Origin of the sequence: Burkholderia sp. HI2761, from assembly GCF_002223355.1 — a bacterium.
Lineage (GTDB): Bacteria > Pseudomonadota > Gammaproteobacteria > Burkholderiales > Burkholderiaceae > Burkholderia.
The window spans coordinates 308,233-330,637 of sequence record NZ_NKFN01000009.1; the positions used below are offsets into that span (position 1 = coordinate 308,233).

Annotated in this window: 21 protein-coding genes; 12 read left to right on the forward strand and 9 right to left on the reverse strand. The window is 62.1% G+C overall.

What is annotated here, in order from left to right; all coding sequences use genetic code 11:
• Window positions 1–80 precede the first annotated feature (80 nt).
• Window positions 81–1,247: a porin gene (locus CFB46_RS33405; protein ID WP_027786493.1), complete on the reverse strand. Its 1,167-nt coding sequence runs from the start codon at window positions 1,245–1,247 to the stop codon at window positions 81–83.
• Between the two features lie 639 nt (window positions 1,248–1,886).
• Here CFB46_RS33405 and CFB46_RS35685 point away from each other — a divergent pair.
• Window positions 1,887–2,279, forward strand: coding sequence for a hypothetical protein (locus tag CFB46_RS35685; protein WP_143751687.1), 393 nt, complete (start codon window positions 1,887–1,889; stop codon window positions 2,277–2,279).
• On the opposite strand, the gene CFB46_RS33410 is transcribed toward CFB46_RS35685, so the two are convergent.
• Window positions 2,253–2,717 (reverse strand): GNAT family N-acetyltransferase, encoded by a 465-nt coding sequence (locus CFB46_RS33410; RefSeq protein ID WP_027786494.1) that lies wholly within the window; start codon window positions 2,715–2,717, stop codon window positions 2,253–2,255. The two genes, CFB46_RS35685 and CFB46_RS33410, sit on opposite strands and share 27 nt — an antisense overlap.
• Window positions 2,718–2,866: 149 nt before the next feature.
• On the opposite strand from CFB46_RS33410, the gene CFB46_RS33415 reads away from it, so the two are divergent.
• The 6 genes from CFB46_RS33415 to CFB46_RS33440 all read left to right on the forward strand — a co-directional run bounded on the left by CFB46_RS33415 (window position 2,867) and on the right by CFB46_RS33440 (window position 9,541).
• Window positions 2,867–3,529 carry a GntR family transcriptional regulator gene (locus CFB46_RS33415; RefSeq protein ID WP_027786495.1) on the forward strand — a complete coding sequence of 221 codons (663 nt, stop codon included), beginning with the start codon at window positions 2,867–2,869 and terminating at the stop codon, window positions 3,527–3,529.
• Window positions 3,513–4,751, forward strand: a complete 1,239-nt coding sequence (locus CFB46_RS33420; RefSeq protein ID WP_027786496.1) for a dicarboxylate/amino acid:cation symporter — start codon at window positions 3,513–3,515, stop codon at window positions 4,749–4,751. Before CFB46_RS33415 ends, CFB46_RS33420 begins: the two co-directional genes overlap by 17 nt.
• A gap of 172 nt (window positions 4,752–4,923) precedes the next feature.
• Entirely contained in the window at window positions 4,924–5,325 is a 402-nt protein-coding gene (locus tag CFB46_RS33425; protein ID WP_152777264.1) for a hypothetical protein, read from the forward strand.
• Window positions 5,326–5,696: 371 nt separating this feature from the next.
• A complete protein-coding gene (locus CFB46_RS33430; RefSeq protein ID WP_089502463.1) occupies window positions 5,697–6,152 on the forward strand; it encodes a GNAT family N-acetyltransferase in 456 nt (151 codons plus the stop codon).
• 121 nt (window positions 6,153–6,273) lie between these two features.
• Window positions 6,274–7,686 carry an HD domain-containing phosphohydrolase gene (locus CFB46_RS33435; protein WP_027786499.1) on the forward strand — a complete coding sequence of 471 codons (1,413 nt, stop codon included), beginning with the start codon at window positions 6,274–6,276 and terminating at the stop codon, window positions 7,684–7,686.
• Window positions 7,687–7,771: 85 nt separating this feature from the next.
• Entirely contained in the window at window positions 7,772–9,541 is a 1,770-nt protein-coding gene (locus CFB46_RS33440; protein ID WP_027786500.1) for a histidine kinase, read from the forward strand.
• A gap of 32 nt (window positions 9,542–9,573) precedes the next feature.
• Here CFB46_RS33440 and CFB46_RS33445 read toward each other — a convergent pair whose 3' ends face one another.
• Entirely contained in the window at window positions 9,574–10,689 is a 1,116-nt protein-coding gene (locus CFB46_RS33445) for an extracellular catalytic domain type 1 short-chain-length polyhydroxyalkanoate depolymerase (protein WP_027786501.1), read from the reverse strand.
• 398 nt (window positions 10,690–11,087) lie between these two features.
• On the opposite strand from CFB46_RS33445, the gene CFB46_RS33450 reads away from it, so the two are divergent.
• Entirely contained in the window at window positions 11,088–12,209 is a 1,122-nt protein-coding gene (locus CFB46_RS33450; protein WP_027786502.1) for a sensor histidine kinase, read from the forward strand.
• 376 nt (window positions 12,210–12,585) lie between these two features.
• Here CFB46_RS33450 and CFB46_RS35690 read toward each other — a convergent pair whose 3' ends face one another.
• Window positions 12,586–14,610: a hypothetical protein gene (locus CFB46_RS35690; protein WP_143751688.1), complete on the reverse strand. Its 2,025-nt coding sequence runs from the start codon at window positions 14,608–14,610 to the stop codon at window positions 12,586–12,588.
• Between the two features lie 554 nt (window positions 14,611–15,164).
• Between CFB46_RS35690 and CFB46_RS33460 the strand changes: the two genes are divergently transcribed.
• Window positions 15,165–15,593: a hypothetical protein gene (locus CFB46_RS33460; RefSeq protein WP_227789469.1), complete on the forward strand. Its 429-nt coding sequence runs from the start codon at window positions 15,165–15,167 to the stop codon at window positions 15,591–15,593.
• A gap of 36 nt (window positions 15,594–15,629) precedes the next feature.
• On the opposite strand, the gene CFB46_RS36735 is transcribed toward CFB46_RS33460, so the two are convergent.
• Entirely contained in the window at window positions 15,630–15,911 is a 282-nt protein-coding gene (locus tag CFB46_RS36735; protein ID WP_227789468.1) for a hypothetical protein, read from the reverse strand.
• A 257-nt stretch (window positions 15,912–16,168) separates the two neighbouring features.
• Between CFB46_RS36735 and CFB46_RS33475 the strand changes: the two genes are divergently transcribed.
• Window positions 16,169–16,897 carry a transporter substrate-binding domain-containing protein gene (locus CFB46_RS33475; protein ID WP_027786504.1) on the forward strand — a complete coding sequence of 243 codons (729 nt, stop codon included), beginning with the start codon at window positions 16,169–16,171 and terminating at the stop codon, window positions 16,895–16,897.
• 116 nt (window positions 16,898–17,013) lie between these two features.
• On the opposite strand, the gene CFB46_RS33480 is transcribed toward CFB46_RS33475, so the two are convergent.
• From CFB46_RS33480 to CFB46_RS33490, 3 genes are read right to left on the reverse strand one after another with little or no spacing between them, the layout of a single operon-like run.
• On the reverse strand, window positions 17,014–17,610 hold the full coding sequence (locus CFB46_RS33480; protein WP_027786505.1) for an NADPH-dependent F420 reductase: 597 nt from the start codon (window positions 17,608–17,610) through the stop codon (window positions 17,014–17,016).
• Window positions 17,611–17,637: 27 nt separating this feature from the next.
• Window positions 17,638–18,405, reverse strand: coding sequence for an SDR family NAD(P)-dependent oxidoreductase (locus tag CFB46_RS33485; RefSeq protein WP_027786506.1), 768 nt, complete (start codon window positions 18,403–18,405; stop codon window positions 17,638–17,640).
• 10 nt (window positions 18,406–18,415) lie between these two features.
• The gene (locus CFB46_RS33490; RefSeq protein ID WP_027786507.1) at window positions 18,416–19,150 is read right to left on the reverse strand and encodes an SDR family NAD(P)-dependent oxidoreductase; all 735 of its coding nucleotides are present in this window, start codon (window positions 19,148–19,150) and stop codon (window positions 18,416–18,418) included.
• A gap of 105 nt (window positions 19,151–19,255) precedes the next feature.
• On the opposite strand from CFB46_RS33490, the gene CFB46_RS33495 reads away from it, so the two are divergent.
• Together CFB46_RS33495 and CFB46_RS33500 are read left to right on the forward strand one after the other, a co-directional pair.
• Window positions 19,256–20,179, forward strand: a complete 924-nt coding sequence (locus tag CFB46_RS33495) for a LysR family transcriptional regulator (RefSeq protein WP_027786508.1) — start codon at window positions 19,256–19,258, stop codon at window positions 20,177–20,179.
• 90 nt (window positions 20,180–20,269) lie between these two features.
• Window positions 20,270–21,232: a GlxA family transcriptional regulator gene (locus CFB46_RS33500; protein ID WP_027786509.1), complete on the forward strand. Its 963-nt coding sequence runs from the start codon at window positions 20,270–20,272 to the stop codon at window positions 21,230–21,232.
• Window positions 21,233–21,345: 113 nt separating this feature from the next.
• Here the strand turns inward: CFB46_RS33500 and CFB46_RS33505 are convergent, their stop codons facing one another.
• Window positions 21,346–22,278 (reverse strand): LysR family transcriptional regulator, encoded by a 933-nt coding sequence (locus CFB46_RS33505; RefSeq protein WP_027786510.1) that lies wholly within the window; start codon window positions 22,276–22,278, stop codon window positions 21,346–21,348.
• Between the last annotated feature and the right edge of the window lie 127 nt (window positions 22,279–22,405).

The following is a 22,405-nucleotide window of genomic DNA, read 5'->3' on the forward strand; positions in this document are numbered from 1 at the left end:
GAACGGGACATCGGTATTACCCACGCAAGTCTGCTTCGCCGGAGTAGTGCGGCCACTACCCCGGACTTGCGAGTCGGCGATCAGAAGCCGTGGAACATGCCGATGTTGACCTGAACCTGGTTGCCGCCCGATGAGGTGTTGCCGAAGTCGGCAGCCGAAGCCTGCGCGCCCTTGGCGTGGACATAGGCCCCCATCGCGTACAGCGCGGTGCTCTTCGACAGCGAGTACGTCGCACCCAGCGACACCTGGCTGATCGAGGCCATCGTGCGGCCCTCGGCAGCTTGCGTCGGCGTGGCTGCGGAACCGTATACATACGTGTAGCCCGTCGCCAGCGACAGCGCCGGCGTGACCCGGTACTGCAGGAGCGCACCCAGCACGTTGAAGTGGATCGACGGCTGGCCATCGTTCCCCTTGTACTGAGCGTTCGAGTAGCGCAAGCCGGCCGTGTACGGACCCACCTGGTATTGAGCGGCGATTTGCGCGATGCCCGCACTCTTGAACGCATTGCCGCCGTAGTAGCCCGAACTCGGATAGCCCAGCGCGCCACCGAAGCTCGGTTGTGCGGTTGCGTTCACCCATCCGTTCTCGCCCTGGTTTGCCGCGTGAAAGTAGCCGCCGGCGACCGTCAGGCCACCTTGAGCGTAAGTCGCCGCCGCCGACCACGATTGACCGGAACCCGTTGCACCGGCCACGCCGCCGAACGAGTACGCGCCTTCCGCCTGGAAGCCGTGGATGATCGGCGAAATGTACTTCACCGCATTGTTCTGGTTCGTCGTGTTGTCGTTGTTGTCGACGTCGCCCGGTGTCGAGAACGTCGACGCCGAAATGGCGTCACCGGTGAGAACCTGAACCATTTCCGTCACGGCGTCGAGCTGGCGTCCCATGCGCAGCGCACCGTACTGTTCGGACGCGAGGCCCACGTAGGCCTGACGGTTGAACAGCGAACGCGTGGAACCGATGGGCCCCTGGCCGCCTATCCCACCCGTAGCGATGTTGAAACCATTCTCGATCTTGAATACCGCCTGGAGGCCGCCCCCAAGATCCTCTTGCCCTCTGAGGCCCCACTTGTTCGAACCCGAGGCGCCGCCATCGAGGCCGAACCTGCTGTGGCCATTGATGTTCGACGTATAGCCGATACCGGCATCGAGCATGCCGTACAGGGTGATCGACGACTGTGCCATTGCTGCCGACGATGCGGCGAAGGCGGCAACAGCGATAACGCTGATGTTGATTTTTTTGTTTTTCATCTGCATTTCACGGTCAGGAGTGGTTTCGGGATGGGTTGAAACGGCTTTGGTCGTATTCGCGGTCTGCGCGTCGTATCGGTCGAATCGGGCGGCGTCACATTCGCCAAGTCGGCATATCGAGTTCGCTCATTTCGTGGTCCTTATAAAATGGCATGGGGAACGTCACGCTGCTCGACCGTCGCACTCCACGCTCGTGCAATGCCTGCGAGCGAAGTCGGCGACGGCGAGACCAGAGGCTGCTCCACTAGCGACAAAAGACGCGCTGGAAATATCGGCGATCCTCGCGGACTGACCAGGCGGCCGGTTCAGCCACGGCGACGTGCGCCAATCTTTTCGCCCGGCGCCAATACAGCGTGGTCGCACTTTGCAAGCGTAAAAACCATATCAGGAACATAAATTCCCGTCAAAATTAGTTTGATATAAGTTAATCTCGTTTGATGGCCTGGCGCCTTCCGGAGTTTCCCTTAGAGGCGCCGGCATCAGGACGAAGGGTTATCGAGGCCTGCGCGCCATCACGCTGACGATCTCGACAACGGCAAGCGAATGCGGGCGAGGTGATGTGAGGGCGATAGCGGGCTGCAAGGGGCAGCCACGGGGAGCAACAATCGGAGAGGAACGTACCGCGGTTGGCAGGTCGCATTGATCGCCGCACCGGGTCAAATTCGGTCGTTCAACAAGCGTAGAGCCCTCGCCGAAAATCGGTCGCCAAGGTTCGTTCTTGGTAACCGTTCCATTTTCTCTGGGATTGCAACAATCGAAACGGTAAAGACGATTGTTGAATATTCAACCGTCTTGACCGGAAACTCGCGAGACAAGCGAATGGCGCTACCGTTCGGCGGCGCGCTGGATGATGCAGGTATTGCGACAATCGTCGTCGCACACGATCTTGATCTTCGCGCGGGCGAACCAGCTAATGCGGACGCTGGGCGAACCGGTGTTTTCGGGCCGGCAGCCAGCGCCTGGTATCGGCCCGCGATTGCGATCGAACGTCGGTCGCAGATGGAATCAGCCCACGATTTGGCGCTGCATTAGATAGAATTTCATGTCGTCGCGGCCATGCATTGAAATCGGTATCGGATCGCGATCAAAGCCGAGCATTTCGTAGAATGGGTAGGCTGATTCGCGCGCCGTACACCAGAGCAGGGTGCCGCGCTGTTCGCGGACATGGCGAATGGAAAGATTGACCAGCAGGCGTCCGAACCCCAGGCCGCGTACCGACGGATGGACGGCCATGCCGCGAAGGCGCCACGCTTCGGCATTCGAAACGCCGGATTGTCCTTCTTTACACACCGATGCCACGGCAACGATATTGTCGTTGTCACGAACGGCAAAGTGGATTGTCGTTGGGGCGTGATCTCCGTGTAGAGCGCTTCCCTCTTCATCTCCAGCCATCAAGACCGCGGCCCTGAGGGGATAGGTTTCTTCCGCGCGGACGGCACAGATGGTAAAGCGCACATCTTGTGAAGTCATATAATTATCGGCTCTCTTCGTGACGCAGATTTTTCTTCCAATTCTCTTTCGGCATACTCACTCGCAAAATTAGCAGTTGCCGGACATGGCGAGTAAGGGTAATTTCCTATCACTTTCTTTTTTGAATCATACGCTAACTGCGATCACAGATGACGTCGAAAGTCTCGACAGATGCAGAGCTGGCCTACGACGAGATCCGGTCGAGGATTTTTGACGGCCGCCTTGCGCCTGGGCAGAAAGTATCGCACCGAGGCCTGTCGGACGAACTGGGTTTCGGCCAAATGCCGGTGCGCAGCGCATTGCATTTGCTCGAGTCCGAAGGGTTGGTCGTCGTGATCGAAAAGAGTGGCACATATGTCGCGTCGCCGACTACCAGCGATCTTCGCGAAATTTTTGAAATGCGGCTGGCCCTGGAGAGTACCGCAGCGTTTCTTGCAGCGAGATCGGGAGTAACGGCAGGCCTTTGCGACGCGGCGGCAAAAATGCAGGAACTGGTTGACCGAGACGTCTCGGACATCATGCTCGAGCAACGTATCGGTTGGGTGTTTCATCAAGAGTTGTTTGCTGCCGCACGGAACGTACGAATCTCATCGGCGTATGGTCTATTGCGGGCCCAGACCTTGGCCCTGAACGAACTCCCGCGCGGCGACGCTGAAACCGTTCGGCGCGGCACGATCGAGCACCTGCACATCTTTCACGCAATCGAAGCGAACGACGGCGAGCTTGCGCGTCAGCATATGTGGAATCACATCGTTGACGGTACGCCCGCACGGATAAAACTGCTAAAGGCGAGGCATGAACACGAAAAATAAAGGGCTTTCCCTTCCGATGCAAATGCTTGGCGGGCTTGTCCTGGGCGTCGCTTGCGGCGTGTTTGCTCCGGGCTTTGCCGCGAAGCTGGGCTTTCTGAGCACGATGTTCGGCCACGCGATCAAGATGGTCGTCATGCCGTTGATCTTCCTGTCGGTCACGGTCGGGGTCTTTCGTGCGGGCAGACTTCGCGAGCGGCTTGGAAAGGTCGCACTGTCCAGTATCGGCTTCTTCGTGTTGATGACTGGCTTGGCTGCATCGTTCGGCCTCTTGCTCAACTTCGTATTTCGACCGGGTCTTGGCGCGAGCGCGGCTCACTCTGGATCGATGCCCGCAGCGCTCGCGTCCAGCATCGACTGGACGAAATTTCTCGTTGATTTGATTCCCGCCAACATCGTCGCCGCGCTTTCCGCAGGGAATTCTCTGCCGGTGCTCGTTTTCGGCGTCATTTTCGGCGCGGCATTGTCGGCTGCCCCGGAGCGTGCCGAGCCCGCGATTGCCGTTTTCGAGGCGTTGCTGTCGGGGCTGTTCAAGATGATCCAGTGGGTGATCGCATGGTCGCCGCTCGCGATCTTCGCCGCGATCGCGCAGTTGTTGTCGGCCAAGGGCTTTGCGGGCGCGCACTCGCTTGTCGAGCTTCTTGGCGTGGCCTATCTCGGCATGGCGGTTCTGGCGGTCGTACTCACCATCGTCATTCGCGTCGCCGGTCAGTCGCCGCTCGCCGTGCTCAGGAAAGTGAGGGAGCCACTGATCCTCGGCTTCACGACGCGTTCGTCCGAAATTACCTATCCGTTGCACCTGAAGAAGCTGGTTGAATTGGGCGTGCCTTACGGCGTGGCGTCCACGATTTTGCCTCTGGCCTATATTTTCAATCGCGACGGCGCGGTTCTCTATACGGCCCTCGCGGTCGGTTATCTGGCCGACGCATATCACCTTGTCTGGTCCTGGCCGCTGGTGATCACGATTTTGATTTTGACGGTCGTCACCATCGACGGTGCAGCCAATGTGCCCTCCGGGGCGATCGTGGCCATCACCATCGTTCTCACGTCGATCGGCTTGCCGGCCGATGCGGTGCTGCTGCTGTTGGGCGTCGACGCCTTTTTCGACATGGGGAGAACCGCCCTCAACGTCTACGGAAGCACGGCGGCAGCGGCTGTCGCGGTGAGGCTTTCCGGTTCGGACAGTATGGCCGCAGATACCGTGACGGGTCAGGCGAGTGTGTAGGTGCTTCGAAAGCGCCGGGCGCTGCGCGCTTCAACGTTGCGCGCGCCCATTGCAAGGCGCTGGCGTACGTTCACCCGAGCATCCACGCACGGCGAGGAGGCACGGTTGGATGAGCAAGCGTATTCATCAAGTTGCAGTTAGTAGAACGACGTATCATTGCAGGAGAAACGTGATGGTTGGTTCAGAATCTGCGGATTTTTTCATGCTGCGCCTAGGCACGCCGCATCCGTCGTGGACATTCACCGATGACAGCAACATGATCGGCATGGTCGATTGCGATGGGGTGGTGAGCGCCGTGTTCGAACTGGATCGCAACCAGATCGCACAGATTAGAGGACTGGGCCGGTCGGTGGAGAGAATCAGATGTATTTGCGACCGCGCGGGCCGGGAGTTGCATTTTTATCTCCATGGCAGACAGGTGTCGCGAGGCGTGTGGGCTGGGGTCGCGTCGGCCGATCCTGACTATCTGCCGACTGAAGCGGCGATCGCAACATGGGAAGTGCCGAAGCCCGTCGATGCATTCAGGTTGACGGGCGTGCGCGCGGACTTGATCGCATCGGTTAGCCCGGCCTAAACTGCGATCACAGATCGCCGCGCAGGCTCGGAGGAGCCAATCGTTTGACATACCGGGCCGTCTGCACGCGTCCGCCATTTAATGCATGTGGTCCTGGCACACCTCAACCTCGGATCGCCAGGACCAATTTGCTGGCCGGTTCACCGGCCAGCGCTTTTTATTCATTGAGCCGATTGAATCGGTTCGTTTGCCGCGCGCCCTCCGATCAAGGAGCGGCGCGCCGCGCTGAAGTCTCCTTCGAGCGAAGATGTCAGAAGTCGGTTCACGCGGGCGCAAGGCGTCAAGCCGCCCTGAGGCGATCACTCGCCTCGATGCTGGGGGGCCGCACCGCCAAACCGAGCGTTCGCTTTCCCCTGCATCCCGCCAGCCCAATGACAGTGACCCCGACCTTCCTCCCCGTCACGCACGCCGACGCCGAAACCCTCGTCGCGATCCGCATTGCCGCGATGCGCGACAGCCTCGAGCGCATCGGCCGTTTCGATCCTCGGCGTGCGCGCGACCGGTTTCTCGTGTCGTTCGACCCGGCGCTATGCCGTTTCATCGAAGTCGACCATTCGCGTGCGGGCTTCTACACGCTTCGCCCGATGGCGGATCACTGGCTGCTCGACCACCTGTACATCGTGCCCGCGCATCAGGGGAAGGGCATCGGCGCCGCCGTGCGCCGCGAGATCCTTGCCCAAGCCGACGCACACCGGATGCCCGTTCGCGTCGGCGCACTGCGCGGCAGCGACTCGAACCGCTTCTACGAACGGCACGGTTTCGTGCGAACCGACGAAGCGGAATGGGACATCTACTACCGGCGCGAACCCGGCGCGTCAACGACATAGCGTTCGTGCGATGCATGCCGGTGGGAATCGACACGCGCACATTAGCGTTTCCACCAATGTGGAAAATGCGGACCCGGCCGATGTTGCAGAGAGGGCGTAAATAATTGATCCGAGGCCGATTATGACCACATCTGCAACAAACGACGTGAATGCCGTGCCGCCCGAAACGTCCGACAATGCGGCGGCATCCGGCGAGGCGGCCCGCGTACCGTCGATCCTGCTGGTCGACGACGAACCGAACGTGCTGTCGGCGCTCAGGCGCGTGTTCCGGCCCACCGGCTACGACATCGTGATCGCCGACAGCGGCGAGGCCGCGCTCGACATCCTGGCGTCGACGGAAATCGACCTGATCGTGTCCGACATGCGCATGCCGCACATGAGCGGCGCGGAATTCCTGGCGCGCGCGCGGGGGCTGTACCCGGACACGATGCGCATTTTGCTGACCGGCTATGCGGAGATCGCGTCGGTCATGCAGGCCGTCAACGAAGGCGGCGTGTATCGCTACCTGAACAAGCCGTGGGACGACCACGACCTGCTGTTGACCATCGAGCAGGCGCTGGAGCAGCGCCGTCTGCGTCGCGAAGCGGCGCGGCTGGCGGCGCTGACGGAGGCGCAGAACGAAGCGCTGCGCCGTTTCAATACGGACCTCGAAACGCAGGTTCGCGCGCGCACCGAAGAGCTTGGCCAGACGGTGATGTTTCTCGAAGCGGCGCAACGCGACCTGAAAAGCAGTTTCACGGCGATGGTTCAGGTGTGCGCGAGCATGATCGAGCTGCGCTGCGGGGCCGCGAGCGGGCATGCGATGCGGGTCGGCGAGATCGCGCGGCGGCTCGCGCTGGCGGCCGGGATGAGCGAACTGCACGCGCAGGACGTCTATTTCGCGGGGCTGTTGCACGGCATCGGCAAGCTGTCGCTGCCGGACGAATTGCTGCACAAGCCGCTCGCGCGGATGACGACGGACGAGCACCGCGTGTTCCAGGAGCATCCGTTGCGTGCGCAGATGGTGCTCACGCCGGTCGCCCAGTTGCACAAGGTCGCATCGATCGTGTTGCACCAGTACGAGCGCTTCAACGGCCGTGGCACACCGGACGGCCTGGTCGGCGACGCGATCCCGATCGGGTCGCGGATCGTCGCGATCGCGCGCGATTTCGAAGGGTTGCGCAACGGCGAAATCGGTGCGCCGCATTCGATCGAACAGGCAATCGACGTGTTGCGCTCGCAGGCGAGCGTGCGTTACGACCCGCAACTGGTCGCGCGCTTCATCGAGTTGATGCGGGATCCGGCAAGTCTCGGCATCGCGGCGTCCGTCGCGGAAATTCGGTCGGCGCAACTGCGCGAGGGGATGCAGCTCGCCGACGATCTGCGCACGCATCGCGGCGTGTTGTTGATGACGAAAGGCAGCGTGATGTCCGCGCACCAGATCGAGCTCGTGCGCCGCTTCGAGACACGGGAGGGCACGCCGTTCGACATTCTCGTGCTGGCCCGTCCGGCCGGGCAGGCGCACGCGCCCAACGCAGGTGCGCCGGCGGCCTGACGTCGACACGTCGGCCTGACGGCCGCGGTGTGCGCGACCGCGCGCACCGCGGCGATGCATTCAACCCGTTCCGGGGCGTCCGATCATGCATGGCACCTACAACCTTCCGCTCGTCCTGCTGTCGCTCGCGATCGCGACGCTGGCTTCCTATACGACGCTCGACCTCGCCGCGTTCATCTCGCTGCTCGACAATCCGAAGCTCAAGCGCGCATGGCTGGGCGGCGGTGCGGCGGCGATGGGCACCGGAATCTGGTCGATGCATTTCGTCGGCATGCTCGCGTTTTCGTTGCCGGTGTCGCTCGGCTATGCATGGCAGGAAACCGGCGCGTCGCTGGCGATCGCGGTGCTCGTATCGTATTTCGCGCTGAACGTCGTCACGCGCGCACGGTTGGCCTGGTGGCGGCTGTGCGCGGGCGGCGTGCTGATGGGCGGCGGGATCGCCGGCATGCATTACACGGGGATGGCCGCGATGCACATGCAGCCCGGCATTCGCTACGATGCCGCACTGTTCGCCGCGTCGATCGGCATCGCGGTGATCGCGTCGACGGCCGCGCTGTGGATCGCGCAGGCGTTGCGCATGCAACAGGCGCGCCACGCGACCGCGCAACGCATCGGCGCGGCCGTCATCATGGGCATCGCGATTACCGGCATGCACTACACGGCGATGGCGGCCGCGCATTTCGCGCCGGATGCGCGGTGCGGCGCCGCGAACGGGGTCGACGCACCGTGGCTCGCGACGACGGTCGCGTTGTTCACGATGGCGACGCTGGTCGTCACGCTGCTGGTGTGCCGTTTCGATGCGCGCACAACTTTCCTGCGCGGGATGACCGACACGCTCGAACGGCTCGTGCGGGTGAGAACCAGCGAACTCGAACGCGCGCTGCATAGCTACGAACAGACGACGCGGATGCTGCAACGCACGCGCGAGAACATGGCGGCCGAGATCGACGAGCGCAAGGCCGCGCATGCGCTGCTCGAACGGGAGAAGGACGAACAGCGGCGCCTGTTGCATGCGCTCGAGGAAACGCACGAGCAGTTGCTGCAGTCGGAAAAGCTCGCATCGATCGGCCAGCTCGCGGCCGGCGTCGCGCACGAGATCAACAATCCGATCGGCTTCGTCAGCGCGAACCTCAATACGTTGAAGACGTGGGTGCGCAGCCTGATCGATGTGGTCGCGGCACATGAAGCCGCGCTGCCGCAGCTCGATCCAGCCACTCGCGACACGTTGACGGCCGTGCACCGCGCGGCCGATCTCGACTATGTCCGGGACGAGATCGCGATGCTGATCGACGAGTCGATCGACGGCGCGCTGCGCGTGCGGCGCATCGTGCAGGACCTGCGCGATTTCTCGCGTCCGGCCAGCGACGAATGGAGCGTGGTCGATCTCCATGCGGGCCTCGAGAGCACGCTCAACGTCGTCCACAACGAACTCAAGTACAAGGCCGACATCGTGCGCGATTACGGCGATGTCCCGCACGTCGAATGCCTGCCGTCGCAGTTGAACCAGGTTTTCATGAACCTGCTGGTCAACGCGGCGCAGGCGATTCCGGAGCGCGGCGTGATCACGATCCGCACGTCGAGCGACGGCGATCAAGTGTCGGTCGCGATCAGCGATACCGGCGCCGGCATGACGCCCGACGTCGTCCGGCGGATCTTCGATCCGTTCTTCACCACGAAGCCGGTCGGGCAGGGCACGGGGCTCGGGCTGTCGGTATCGCACGGCATCATCGAGCGTCATCGCGGCACCATCGACGTGACCAGCGAACCGGGGCGCGGCACGACCTTCCGGATACGGTTGCCGGTGCGGCGTGCCGGCGACCGCGCGAACGCGGTCGCGCTGGAGCAACGGGCATGACGACATGACGGCGGGGGCGCGAGCGTCGTGCGTCATGTCGATCGCTTGCGGCGCTGACGACGAAAGAAATGCCAGAACATCGAGGTCGCGTCCGGCCCGGTGGCGGAATGGAACGGCTCGCTCGGATCTCCGCCGCTCCATGCATGCCGCAGCCCGCGAACGACACAAACCCTGACGACCAGCCGTCCACGCTTTAGATAATCGACGTAGTCCGCATCGTCCTGCGTGTAGCTGCGTTGCTCGCCGACGCGGATCGCACCGTGTTCGTCGACGAGCCGGTTGAGTCGCGCGAACGCGATGCCGAGCTGCGCCGCGTTCCGGTCGGTCACGACCGTATCGAGCGCGCCGTGCACGACGAGCGCCGGCATGCCGGGATAGGACGCGACGTCGGTGCACGCGTCGAGCACATGGATCGGATCGTCGCGGATGCCGCGACGCATCAGGCTCATCGCGGCCATCGTCGACGACGGCGGCGCGATGGCCGGGCCCGAGTGCAGGCCGACCGCCGCGAAGCGGTCGGGATACCGTATCGCCAGCGCCGCGGCGAGCCCGGCGCCGGCGGACATGCCGGCCACGTAGATCCGGTCGCGATCGAAGCCGTGGCGTTGCACGATGGCGTCGACCAGCGACGCGACGGCCGCGGCTTCGGATTCGGTCGCGTCGCCGTGCCAGTGCCAGCAGCGGTGCGCATGGGCCGTCTTGGCCTGCTCGGGAAACAGCACGGCGAATCCCGACCGCTCCGCGAGACGGCACATGCGCGTGCCCGCGGCGAACGATTCCGCGGTCTGCTTGCAGCCGTGCAGCATGACGACGGCCGGCATACCCGCTGTTATGGCCGGGGAGGCGGGAAGATACAGCGCGTACGCAAGATGGTTCACGAACCGGCCGGCGCTCGGGCCGGCGGAATGAAACGAGCGGAGCCACGTGCCGGGTGGTCGGGCCGATGGGATGCGGGCTCCGTGCGCGGACCCGGTCCGTCTCGCGGTACGGACGGTGGCGGCCGGCTTGACGGCCCGTTGGGCCACCTTTTTGCTGGCCTTTTTGACGGCCGGCCGCGATCTGCCGGCCTGCTTCTTCGGGCGTGTGCCGGTCGCGATGGAAAACAGGTCGAGAGGCCGCAGCCAGAGGCTGGATTTTTTCCTGGGCATGTGCAGTTGCGTGCCGGCGGCCGGCCGTGGCAGGAAAATGCGGCCGAATCCGGCGTCGGGATGAAAGACGAACGAGCGCGGCGCAAGGTTCGTGCTGCCGGCGCCGCGGCAATCGGACAGCGTCGCACCGATTATCGGCGATGCTAGCCGCCCGACGTGACGTGCGTGCGAATCGACGTTCGCTTCGGCCCCGTCGCGACCGCAAATTCAGTCGCGTATCGTTCAAGGGCTCCGAATGCCTGGCCAGGGCTAGGTCGATCGACGCTGCCGCTCGGTGCTCATCGCCCGCGCAGCCGGAAACGACGACGGCGATTGAATCGCCGGCTGACGTCGATATTCGCGTGATATCGTGCGGTTCGACTGAAGTGTCCACCGATCATTCCGTTGTGAGGGGCGACATGCGGCTTGCCGATTTCATCGTACGGAACATGGAACCGATCCTGGTGCAGTGGGAAGCGTTCGCCGCTACCCTGTTACCAGCCGCGAGGAACATGAACTCGCTCGGGCTGCGCGACCACGCGCGTGAGATCCTGACCGCCGTCGCCAAGGACATCGCGACGCCGCAAACGAGGAAAGCGCAACATGAAAAATCGTTGGGGCGCGCGCCCGAGCCGGTGAATGCCGCAGAGACGGCCGCCCAGACGCATGCCGTCCTGCGCGCCCGGCGGGGCTTCAACATCAATCAACTGGCAGCCGAGTATCGGGCGCTGCGCGCCAGTGTGCTGCGCTTGTGGATCGACGAGTGTCAGCCGAGCGTGCCTGATCTGGACGACGTCATGCGCTTCAACGAGGCGGTCGATCAAGCGCTGGCGGAATCCGTCGCCTTTTTTACCGAACAGGCCGAGCAGGCTCGCAACTTGCTCCTCGGCATGCTCGGCCACGACATGCGCACGCCGCTGCAGACGATCCAGGTCACGGCGTCGTATCTCGCCGCGCTCAATGCAGGGGAGGAGGTATCGGAAGCAGCCGCGCGCCTGATCAGGAGTGGTGGACGCATGCACGGCCTTCTCGACGATCTCTGCGATTTCAATCGAACCCAGCTCGGACTGGGCATCAACGTCGTTCCCCGTACGATCGATCTCGCGCACGTGCTCGTCAACGTGGTGGACGAATTGCGTGCAGGTCATCCCGATCGTGAAATTACGCTCGATATGAGCGGCGACCTTCGAGGCGATTGGGACGATCAGCGAATGCAGCAATTGCTGAGCAATCTGGTGAGCAATGCGGTCAAGTATGGAGCGCCCGGGACACGGGTGCGGGTGATGGCCGCGGCGGCCGGCGCGGAAGTGCTCATCGAGGTCGGCAACAACGGCCCGGCCATGGATCGGCTCACGCTGGACCGCATCTTCGATCCGCTTCAGCGCGGGGCGGATCATCCGGAAAGAACGGGTGACGATATCGGCCTGGGACTCGGCTTGTTCATCGCCAACGAAATTGCCAAGGCGCATCGCGGTCGGATCGACGCGCGGTCCGATCAGAGGGAAACCGTGTTCACGGTGCGCTTGCCGAGAGGCGCGTGAAGTGGGGAGTGTGGGCCGGGGATGCGTCGGCTTCGGGCGGTTCGACTCGGGGGCTTGTGGGATGGTGGTGATGCATCCGTCGGGGCGGCGGTTGAAACTGCTGCTGCGGGGGCGTGCTCACGTGATCGCGAAAAGTTGCTTTGGCCGATGAGTTCGCAGTGGCCCGCATGCGATCGCTTGAGGTTCGCCATCTGGCTTGCGGCCGGTGATGGCGATGGGCCGTTACCGGCCATAAAGCGACTTTCGTTTTATGCAGTGCCGACACATTCAGACGGCCGCTCCACTCCGCAAACGGCCATCCTATCAACCTAAGGCTGCATCAAAGTCGTCGACCTTTGCCGCGGTTGGACCGGCTTGGTGCCAGCGGCCGGTTTCCTCAAAGGTTCGCGTCGGCAGTAATAGCGTTAGACCGGGGAACGCACTCCAATGTGAGTACCAGTCCCTCCCAGTCGGTTTCACTGATTGCATGCAGCGGCACGAGACGAACCTTGACCCCGTCTCGCAGCCTTTGAACCTGAGGTGGAGAAGCAAGATAATCCGCCACACGTGCTTCGGCTTCAGCGAGGTCGGAATAAAAAACCCGTTTAATCCGCTTTACAACCGCGAGGTTACTCATATCCAGACCAGCATCTTCGAGTTCACCTTCGAGATACTTACCGAGAATGTACTCATCCACAACCGAAACCCCCTTGGCGGGAATACCAACATGGGTCGACGTGCTGACGACGGCAAGTGGTACAACTTTGAAGTCCTCGTGGAGCTTTATCCCGAGCCGCGCGACATCAGTCACGAAATCACCCCGGTTATCCGTCAAGGCCTTTGATTTTCGCAAGGCCTGATCCGCGGCCCCAAGAACCGTGCGTTGGTGCATGGCAAGCGCTTTCGCTTCAGTAGGTTCGAGAATGCACTTGCTCTCACCAACCAGAACGGTCGAACCGATCACGATTATCAAATCAATCTGCTCGGATCGACCTGCCGACGGACTAAACACATAGTTGTCTGCAATGCAAACAGCCTTGCCTGCCAGAACGGGGGAAGCATTGATGGCTGCTACCATCTTCGATCTGACATGCGCTTCGAAGGGATCTCCTCGGACTTCCAGGTCAATCCCGCCGCGCCGCATCCAAATGTCAACCAATCTTCTCAAATTCGGGTTAACAATTGCGGCGAAAATCGGTGCGACTACCTTTGAACCGACGGGTACCAGCGGGGAATCCCAGATCTCCTGCCCGGCCTTCCCATAAAAGGTAAAGAAATCGACGATCTTTCGCCCTTTGGCCGGCGCGATAGCTGCGGCGGACGAAATTGCCTGAACCAGTGCTTCGGTTTGCAATACGGGAACAAACGCCGGCAACCAAGTGTGGGTGGGAGCCTCTTGATCGTTAGCAGCGCGTTCATGATCAGAGATGGTCGCCAATAGCATTTGAGCTGCACGTGATATAACGACCCATGCGTCGAGGATCTCAGTGAGTGTCACACCCTCTAGAGATGGCAAGTCTTTCCCAAGTAGTTCCTGGTAGTACGGTTCATTTGCTAGCATTCTCAGTAATACCTGATCCTCTTGCGCCTCTGAGCTTTCGCCTAGTCTTGAAACGCTAATTACTTGCTTTCTACCTTCTTTGCGTATCGCCTTGATGTCTCGAATGCGCATAGTTGCGCCCCGAGCAGCGTATTCACGATGTAACATCTTTGCCTGAAGCGAAAATCCGGTCCACAAAGTGTGTCGTCTGGCAATGCCGACGGCCTGACCCCGCTTCACATCTATGTCCTTCGGAACAAACACCGTCCTATTTTTCACCTCTATTACGCCATAGCCATTCCAAAGACAATCATCCCAGAGATCTTCCGTGTGACGATACGTGATCCCTAGATTGAGTTCCAATAGAATGTCTTTCCACGAAATCTGCGCCATGCGGGGGTTTCCGCTCAGATCCGGATCGTCTTGCAATGCAACTTTGATAGGAATTTCAATTCCCTCGACGAGGCTCTCAACAATTTCATTGGGCGACCATTCAAATCCGCCAGGCAGTTCAAGTTTGACTTCCGCGAAAATGTCCTCAGGACGGATCCCGTCGTCGTTTCGCTGCGCAAGCTCCCTTCCCACTGCGATTAACGCCTCTCGGGTCTTTTCTTGCGCGACAAGAAAGCCGTGATTTGCAGCAGCAACAAACGCTCGTACTTTTTCTGTCGTAGTGAGATCTTTTGTTGTCGAAAGCTTTAATCTGCTACGAATATTCCCAAGCTTCGTGTGAATCACCAAAGCGGCATCATATAAACGCCGGTCAGCGATATCAGGCGATTTCACGCTATCAAATGCGGCTTTCCACTTTTTTTCTGTAAATTTGGTCCGACGCGGGCCGTCAACACCTTCAGATTGAACTAGTTGTACAAAATCACCCATTATTTTCCCCGTTAATTTAGAAGTCACTAATTTTTACGCAGTGTGAAGCACGTCGTCGTTCTTGCTTTAATACCATTTTCGATTAATTAATCGGCAAACTTGATCCATTCGGAACATTGTACTCTCGGCAGAAAAGTGGCGAATACGTCGATTTTGACATAAGGCTTTCCCAAGATGGATCTACAGAGAAACACGCGGAATGTCCGTTCCACTTTGCTTCCTGCCGTTGTAGCCGTGACTGCTCGACTGTCAGCAATGGGTCGGAAGTCGCCGGTCGGGCCGCACCGGGCGCCGACCGGCGACTTCCGGCCAATATCCGTCATTCGTCGGCGTGCGCCGGCAAACGCTCGACCGGTCGCTTCCCCGGTGCACTGCAGACGTTCAGTCGAAGATCGCGCTCTTCGCGCTATCGCGCCGATGCCGCTTGTGCTCGTCAACTCCGCGACTAGACTGGATAAATAGCGCCCGGGCGTGCTTCAGCGGCAGCCGCCTGTCGCGAGTCAGTGGACCGCTGGCTGCTCGCGTAAGTAGCGCCGAGCAGGAGGACATGTGAAATGCTTCATCTGGCGCCAGGAAAGAGCATGGCATCGAGGCGGGCAGAGAGCGCGATGGCGCGCGCGGTTCTGCTGGCGTCCTCTGTCTTCTTCACGTCAGGACATGCCGAGCCGGTCGTCACGGGGCCGCTCAGCGTCGAAGGATCGCTCGTCGTCCTCGGGCCGGTTACTGTCGACGGCTCACTGACGGTGGCTGGTGACATCTCCGCCCGCGGCCCGATCAACGCGGTCTCGATTGAACGGATTCCTCCCGACGGTCATGCCATACGCAGACGTCAGGGAGAAAATACGTTTCACGGCCCGCTCACCGTGCATGGCCCGCTGACCGTGCACGGGGATCTGGAAGCACATGGACCGATTTCCGTTGGTGGCGCCGTCGGCGCCGTTGGGAAAGTTGACGCTGAGGGTTCGATTACGGAGCGTCGTTGAATACGCGTCAGCGGAGATAGCACTCGTTCCGTTGGCTCAGTCGCTTGACGCATTTCGCAGATCCATATTCGAAGCGTTCCGGGCACCCGGCGATGCGCTCGACTTCGGCCATTTGTATAGCGTATGCAAGCGGCCCTTGATGTCCGGCCGATAGACTTCGTCCTTCCAGCGGTCTGACGCTATCTCTTCGAAACCTGCCGAAACCGACTCTTCGCCGTAGCCCGGAATGCTGAAGGCGAATCCGGGCGGGGTGCAGCAGCTGATCGCGATGCCGGTGCCACGGCCGCGCAATTTGAAGGTCAATACGCCGGCGTTCATCGCGACGAAGGCGCGGCTCTAAGCGCTGACTCGTCCGAAGGAGACCGCGACCGCCGAAGACGACGCCGTCAAGCCGCATATGATCCGGATGGCGGGCGTCGCGGACAAACATCGAATAGCGACGTCACATCTCGTCCATCGCGATAAAAAACCGCGATCGGCGTGCCATGGCCAGGAGACACGTCCGTCCGCATGAGTAAAATCATCAACGATCCGCCCCACACTTGAGCACCACCTTCGGCTTGCGAGGCAAAGCGATGAAGTTAACCATTGCGTACATCGAAGAACCTCCGTTCGGCTGGACCGAAGCGGACGGCACCGCTACCGGTGCCGATCTCGAGCTCGCGGAGACGATCCTCCGGCAGATAGGCGCCACTCGCATCGAGTATCGCCCGACGACGTTCAGCGAATTGCTGCCCGGGGTCGCAGCAGGTCGCTGGGACATGAACGTGCCGCTCTTCGTGACCCCGAAGCGTGCCGATACCGTCGCGTTCAGCGTGCCGGTGTGGGGGATCGAGGACGGCTTTCTGGTTCGGCCCGGCAACCCGAGAGCGCTCCGCAGCTATGCGTCGATCGCCGAACGTCCCAATGTGCGTCTCGGCATCATCGCAGGACAGGTGCAGCATGATTCCGCGATGGCGTCAGGCGTCAGTCGGCGGCAAATCGTCGTCTTCGAACAGCAGGCCGACGCGATTGCGGCCGTTCTCTCCGGCGTGATCGATGCCTATGCGAGCACGGCTTTGGGAAATCGAATCGTTGCGAGCCGGATAGGCAACTCGATGATCCAGGACGTCGCGCACGAGCCGGATGTAAACGGCACCCAGCGGACGCCTCCGCTGGGTGCGTTTTCATTCAACCGCGAAAACCGCGATCTGTTGACGGCGGTCAATCAGCAACTTCGTTCATATCTCGGCTCGTCGGACCATCGCGCTCGCATGGCGAGATTCGGACTGACGGCACGCGAGATCGATCCGGCCGTCCTGTAGACAAGGTAGGCCGGCACTCGGCCGCGAGCGGTCATTCGCACACGTTGCCGTTCGGGCGTCGGCTGCGCCCGGCAACGGTCCATTCGATTCGGCGAAATGCAGGAAATCGAACCTCGTCAGGCAAAGCTGATCAGGTCCTTGAAGATCAGGTGTCCCCAGCTTTTTCCGCGCGCGTGCACCAGCCATCCACCTTCCGATAACCCGCCGAGCCGGATCGGCGCGAAACCGAGTTTTTCCGCAAGCGCACCGACCTCCGCCGCGGCCTCGTCATCGTCGCTCGCCAGAAACACGACTCGCCTGCCGCCGTGGACGGCCGGGTCCTGACCGAGGACGGCGGCGACCAGATGATTGAAGCCTTTCACCAATCGGGCGCCGGTGAACGCTTTCGCGACGAAGGCCGAGGACGGCAGACCGTCCAGTTCTTCCAGCGGGGCCTGCGTGTTCATCGCGTCGACGACGGTCTTCCCGTTCCAGTCGGCCAGTGCTTTCGCGACCGCCGGGTGCGACTCGAAACGAACAGCCAAAAAGATGATGTCCGCCTTGACGGCTTCCGCAAGGGTCGTGGGCGTGATCGTCGGTCCGATCGCGGCCGCCTCCGCCGCAAAGCTTTCCGGATCGCGCGTGGTTGCAACGGCCACGTTGATGCCGTTGCGGGCGAACGCCCTGGCAAGCGCGTGGCCGATCTTGCCGAAACCGATGATTGCGTAACGCATATGTTTCTCCTTCGTTTCCCGATGTGGTCAGAGCTTGTAACCGCCGCTCGCCTCGATCGTCTGGCCGGTCACCCAATGGCCGTCATCGGAAGCCAGAAACGCGACGACGGCGGCGATTTCAGAAGGCTCGCCAAAGCGGCCCAGCGCGATTTGCGCCTCGGCCGCCTTGACGAGTTCGGGATTCTCGCGAAAGGCGGCGTTCGCATCCGTTCGCGTGAAGCCCGGCGCGACGGCGTTCGCAGTGATGCCGCGCGGCCCCAGCTCGATGGCGAGCGTATGGGTCAGGGTGTTGATGGCCGCTTTCGCCATCGAGTAGACGGGCGCCGCCGTGACGGGCTTCGTGGCGGCAGCGGAAGAAATGTTGACGATGCGCCCGCCGTCGGCGAGGCGATCCAGCGCGGCCTGAATGATGAAGAAGGGCGCGCGGGCGTAGACCGCCATCAGGGTGTCCCAACTCTCCGGTGTCGCGTCCTTGAAGCCGAGCCAGCCGGAATTGCCGGCGTTGTTGACCAGAATGTCGAGGGCTTTGCTGCCGTTGCGCCTGATGAGTGCGTCGTCGAGCTTTTCGAACAAAGCCGGGACGCTCGCCGGGTCGACGAGATCCGCATGGATCGCGAACGCGGTGCCTCCCGCTTTTTCGATGGCCGCGATCGTTTCATCCGCGCCGGATTGACTGGCGTTGTAGGTCAGCGCCACTGTCGCGCCGTCGCTCGCCAGACGTTCGGCGATGGCGCGGCCAATGCCCCGCGATCCGCCGGTCACGAGCGCGGTCTTGCCCTTCAGCGATTGGGTCATGTGCTTCTCCTCAGAGTTGTGCCAGCCCGCCGTCGACGGCAACCTCGCTGGCGGTCATGAAGCTGCTGTCCGGCGACGCGAGAAAGGCGGCCACCGCCCCGATCTCTGCCGGTTCGGCCATGCGCTGGAGCGGCGTCATCGCGCCGTAGGCCTTCTGGCCTTCTTCGCCCAGCGCCTCCTTGGCCAGTTCGGTCGCCGTCGCGCCGGGCGACAGCACGTTGACCCGGATGCCGGTACCCTTCAGGTCTGCCGCCCAGGTCCGGGCGAGATTGCGCACCGCGGCCTTGCTCGCGCTGTAGGCCGTGAATCCGGGGGCGCCCGTGGTGCCGGCGCTCGAGCCGGTCAGGATGATCGACCCGCCCGCGCCCATCAGCGGCAGCGCCTTCTGGACCGTGAAGATCGTCCCCTTCACATTGGTGTCGAAGGTGTCGTCGATGTGCTCGGCGGTGATCTGGCCGAGTGGAAGCGGGCTCCCGGTCCCGGCATTGGCGAAGACGATGTCGAGGGTGCCGCGCTCCGCTTTTACCGCCGCGTAGAGCCGGTCGAGATCGGTCGGATCGGAAACCGAGCCCTTCACCGCGCGGGCATTGGGCCCAAGGTCGGCCACCGCCGCGTCGAGCGCCGCCTGCCGGCGGCCGAAGAGGAAGACGAAAGCGCCTTCCTCGATGAAGCGCTGTGCCGCGGCGCGGCCGATGCCGGTTGCGCCGCCGGTGATCACGGCGGTCTTTCCATTCAGTCTGTTCATGTCGTGCATCCTTCGAAACAAAAGCGACAATCCGATTCTGGCGTGCTTGATTCATGAAGCCAATTGACTGAATATCTATAAGTGCCATCTACTTTTTAGATACCTATGCTGGACAACGTCACCATCAATCAACTTCGCGCGTTCGTCGCCGTGTGCGACCAGGGGAGCTTTTCCGGCGCGGCCAGGGAGCTGAGGCGTGCCCAGTCGGCGATCAGTCACGCGATCGGCGCGCTCGAGAGCGCTTTCGACGTGGTGCTGTTCGAGCGCAACACGCGCAAGGCGACGCTCACGGCCGCCGGGCGCAGCCTCCTGCCCGATGCGCGCGGGGTGATCTCGCGCACCGAGGAAATGAAGATGCGTGCGGTCGCGATTGCCGAAGCCGGCGTCCCGCAAGTGTCGATCGCCGTCGACACTTATTTTTCACGTGCGCACCTGATCGAATGCCTGCGCACGCTGCAGGCGGAATTTCCGACGGTTGCAATCAATCTGCGCATGACGACCATGCAGGGTGGCGAGCGTCTGGTTCTCCAGGGCACGTGCGCGTTGGCGGTGACGATCACGGACGTGCCCGAACTGAGCCCCGGCACCATCGAACGGCATCATCTATTCGATGCGCAAATGGTGACCGTATGCGGGCCATCGCATCCGCTAGCCGCAATGGCGAAGCCGATCCCGAGAGAGGAGTTCGGCCGGCACATCCAGCTCGTCGTCACCGACAATCAGCCGGATGCGGAAAAGACCCAGCAAGGGGTCGCCAGTGAACGCCAGTGGTGGGTGAATGACCTCGGCGCGAAGCACGACCTGCTCAGAGGGAGCTTGTGCTGGGGGCACATGCCGCGCCATATGGTCGAGGAAGACCTCGCGAAGGGGACACTGGTCGAACTCCGGCGGCGCGCATGGCACATGCGGCCCCTTACGTTCATGATCTCGCAGCGGCGCGGGTACGCGTTTTCCGGATGCGAGACGCGGCTGATCGAACTGCTTGGCAAATGTCCTTCGCAAAGGGCGGGACGAGCGAGGTCGGCGTGACGTGCTTCTTCACAGCGTTGCCTTGCACTCCGCGCTTTTTTCGGAAACCGGACTATAGTCGTAAATGATATCAACGGCGACGTTTACGACATGAGACTGACCATCCTCGCCCTCGACGGTCTGTTCGACACCGGGCTGACGGTGCTGCTGGATACCTTCGCGATGGCCAACGAACTGGCTGCTGCTCAGGGCTTCGCCGCACCGCCTTTCGACGTGACGGTGGTGGGCGTGCGCAAACGCATCCGAACCGCGCATGGATTGTCGATGCTGGTGGAACCGGCAAGCAGCGTACGCCACCCGGACTGGGTGGCCGTGCCCGCGCCCGGCATCAGGGAGCCGGAGCGCCTGATCAAGACGCTGGAGCGTCGAGACGTGCGCGATGCGATGGCGCATCTTCGTGCGTGGCATGCCGGTGGGATAGGCGTTGCCGCCGCCTGTATCGGGACGTTCTTGCTGGCCGAAGCCGGGCTTCTGGATCGTCGCGAGGCGACGACCACGTGGTCGCTCTCGCCTTTTTTTCGTCAACGTTATCCGACGGTCGATCTGAACGATTCGCGCATGGTCGTCGCCGCGGATCGTCTGGTCACGGCAGGATCGGCCATGGGCCATCTCGACCTTGCGCTGTGGTTGATGCGTCAAGCCAGTCCCGAACTGGCCACGCTGGTGGCCCGCTTCATGCTGATCGACAAGCGTTCGTCGCAGGCCGAATACATCATTCCGGATTACCTTGCACACGCCGATCCGTTGGTCGCGCGATTCGAGCGCTGGGCCCGCGAGAATCTTTCCCTCGGTTTCTCGCTTCAGACGGCGGCAGCCGCATTAGCCGTTGGGCCACGCACGTTGCAGCGCCGTACCGAGGCCGTACTCGGGAAGTCGCCGTTGGCGTTCTTCCAGGATCTCCGAATCGAACGGGCGCAGAACCTCGTGTCGATGGGTTACGACCTGGAGACGATCGCAAGCGAGGTCGGCTATGCGGATTCGGCGACGTTGCGGGCCTTGTTGCGGCGCCGGCTCGGCCGTGGGGTGCGGGAGTTGCGTGCCGACAATCGGTAGCGTCCTCGGTATGGATGAGCGGCCCGGCTCGAACGCAGTCGCTGCGTCGACGGCGGCGCAGTCGTCCGCCGCGAATGCCGACACAGAGTTCAGTGGGCTCGGCTGGAACCGCACTAGCGCGTGCCGACGCCCGCGTGAATGCCCGTCAGTTCGACCATGAAATCGAGGAACGCGCGGGTCTTCGCCGGCACGTGATGCCGGGATGGGTAATACGCGTATAACGGATACCGCTCGTCGGCCCATTCAGGAAAGAGATCGATCAACCGGCCTTCGGCGATCAGCGGCTCGGCGCCGAGCAGCAGCATCTGCGCGATTCCGGAACCGGCGAGGCATGCGTTGAGCAGGGCGCCCGGATCGTTGACCGTGAGGCGTCCCCGGGTATCGACCACGATGCGTTTGCGCTTGCGATGGAATTCCCACGCGAACGGCTTGCCTGTTTCAGGATTCCGAAATTCCAGGCAGCGGTGGCTCGGGTTTTCGAGATCCTCGGGTTTTGCCGGCCGTCCCCGGCGCGCGATGTACGAGGGCGCCGCAACCGTCACGACGCCGGTATCGAGCAGCTTTCTCGCGATCAGGCTCGATGCTCGCGGTTCGCCGAATCGCACGGCGAGATCGAAGCCGTCCATGACGAGGTCGCCCAGGCTGTCTCGCGCGATGAGTTCGATTTCGAGCTCGGGATGTGCGTCCATGAACGCATCGAGCCGCGGCCCGAGAATGGCCCGGTAGACGACGGGATCCAGATTGATGCGCAGCTTGCCGCGCACGGTTGAGGCGCCGCCCGCAGCCGCCGCGGCGGCTTCCTCCAGCCCGGCGAGATGGGGCATGACCTGCTCGTAAAAGCGGCGGCCCTCTTCGGTCAGCGACACGGACCGCGTCGTTCGGTTGAAAAGCCGGATGTTCAGCTTTCTTTCCAGCCGGGCAATCGCTCGGCTGACGCCCGGCGGCGTCATGCCTATGACGTCGGCGGCAGCCGCGAACGTCCCGGCATCGACCACGGCGGCGAACACGCTGATGCCGCCGGACAGTTTCTCGCTACTGGATCTCATGGTTGTTCGAGTGAATACGGATGGCGGATTGCGTGCGAGCCATTGAAGGCCGACACGCGAACGCCGCACGCTGCAGCACGGTCGGGCGTCTGCATCGATCATGCCGAATTGATGACACGTTGTCACT

Bases quoted from the DNA above. Each gene is read 5' to 3' on its own strand.
- CFB46_RS33405 (WP_027786493.1), bottom strand. From the start codon at position 1,247: ATGAAAAACAAAAAAATCAACATCAGCGTTATCGCTGTTGCCGCCTTC.
- CFB46_RS33410 (WP_027786494.1), bottom strand. From the start codon at position 2,717: ATGACTTCACAAGATGTGCGCTTTACCATCTGTGCCGTCCGCGCGGAA.
- CFB46_RS33415 (WP_027786495.1), top strand. From the start codon at position 2,867: ATGACGTCGAAAGTCTCGACAGATGCAGAGCTGGCCTACGACGAGATC.
- CFB46_RS33420 (WP_027786496.1), top strand. From the start codon at position 3,513: ATGAACACGAAAAATAAAGGGCTTTCCCTTCCGATGCAAATGCTTGGC.
- CFB46_RS33425 (WP_152777264.1), top strand. From the start codon at position 4,924: ATGGTTGGTTCAGAATCTGCGGATTTTTTCATGCTGCGCCTAGGCACG.
- CFB46_RS33430 (WP_089502463.1), top strand. From the start codon at position 5,697: ATGACAGTGACCCCGACCTTCCTCCCCGTCACGCACGCCGACGCCGAA.
- CFB46_RS33435 (WP_027786499.1), top strand. From the start codon at position 6,274: ATGACCACATCTGCAACAAACGACGTGAATGCCGTGCCGCCCGAAACG.
- CFB46_RS33440 (WP_027786500.1), top strand. From the start codon at position 7,772: ATGCATGGCACCTACAACCTTCCGCTCGTCCTGCTGTCGCTCGCGATC.
- CFB46_RS33445 (WP_027786501.1), bottom strand. From the start codon at position 10,689: ATGCCCAGGAAAAAATCCAGCCTCTGGCTGCGGCCTCTCGACCTGTTT.
- CFB46_RS33450 (WP_027786502.1), top strand. From the start codon at position 11,088: ATGCGGCTTGCCGATTTCATCGTACGGAACATGGAACCGATCCTGGTG.
- CFB46_RS35690 (WP_143751688.1), bottom strand. From the start codon at position 14,610: ATGGGTGATTTTGTACAACTAGTTCAATCTGAAGGTGTTGACGGCCCG.
- CFB46_RS33460 (WP_227789469.1), top strand. From the start codon at position 15,165: ATGCTTCATCTGGCGCCAGGAAAGAGCATGGCATCGAGGCGGGCAGAG.
- CFB46_RS36735 (WP_227789468.1), bottom strand. From the start codon at position 15,911: ATGAACGCCGGCGTATTGACCTTCAAATTGCGCGGCCGTGGCACCGGC.
- CFB46_RS33475 (WP_027786504.1), top strand. From the start codon at position 16,169: ATGAAGTTAACCATTGCGTACATCGAAGAACCTCCGTTCGGCTGGACC.
- CFB46_RS33480 (WP_027786505.1), bottom strand. From the start codon at position 17,610: ATGCGTTACGCAATCATCGGTTTCGGCAAGATCGGCCACGCGCTTGCC.
- CFB46_RS33485 (WP_027786506.1), bottom strand. From the start codon at position 18,405: ATGACCCAATCGCTGAAGGGCAAGACCGCGCTCGTGACCGGCGGATCG.
- CFB46_RS33490 (WP_027786507.1), bottom strand. From the start codon at position 19,150: ATGAACAGACTGAATGGAAAGACCGCCGTGATCACCGGCGGCGCAACC.
- CFB46_RS33495 (WP_027786508.1), top strand. From the start codon at position 19,256: ATGCTGGACAACGTCACCATCAATCAACTTCGCGCGTTCGTCGCCGTG.
- CFB46_RS33500 (WP_027786509.1), top strand. From the start codon at position 20,270: ATGAGACTGACCATCCTCGCCCTCGACGGTCTGTTCGACACCGGGCTG.
- CFB46_RS33505 (WP_027786510.1), bottom strand. From the start codon at position 22,278: ATGAGATCCAGTAGCGAGAAACTGTCCGGCGGCATCAGCGTGTTCGCC.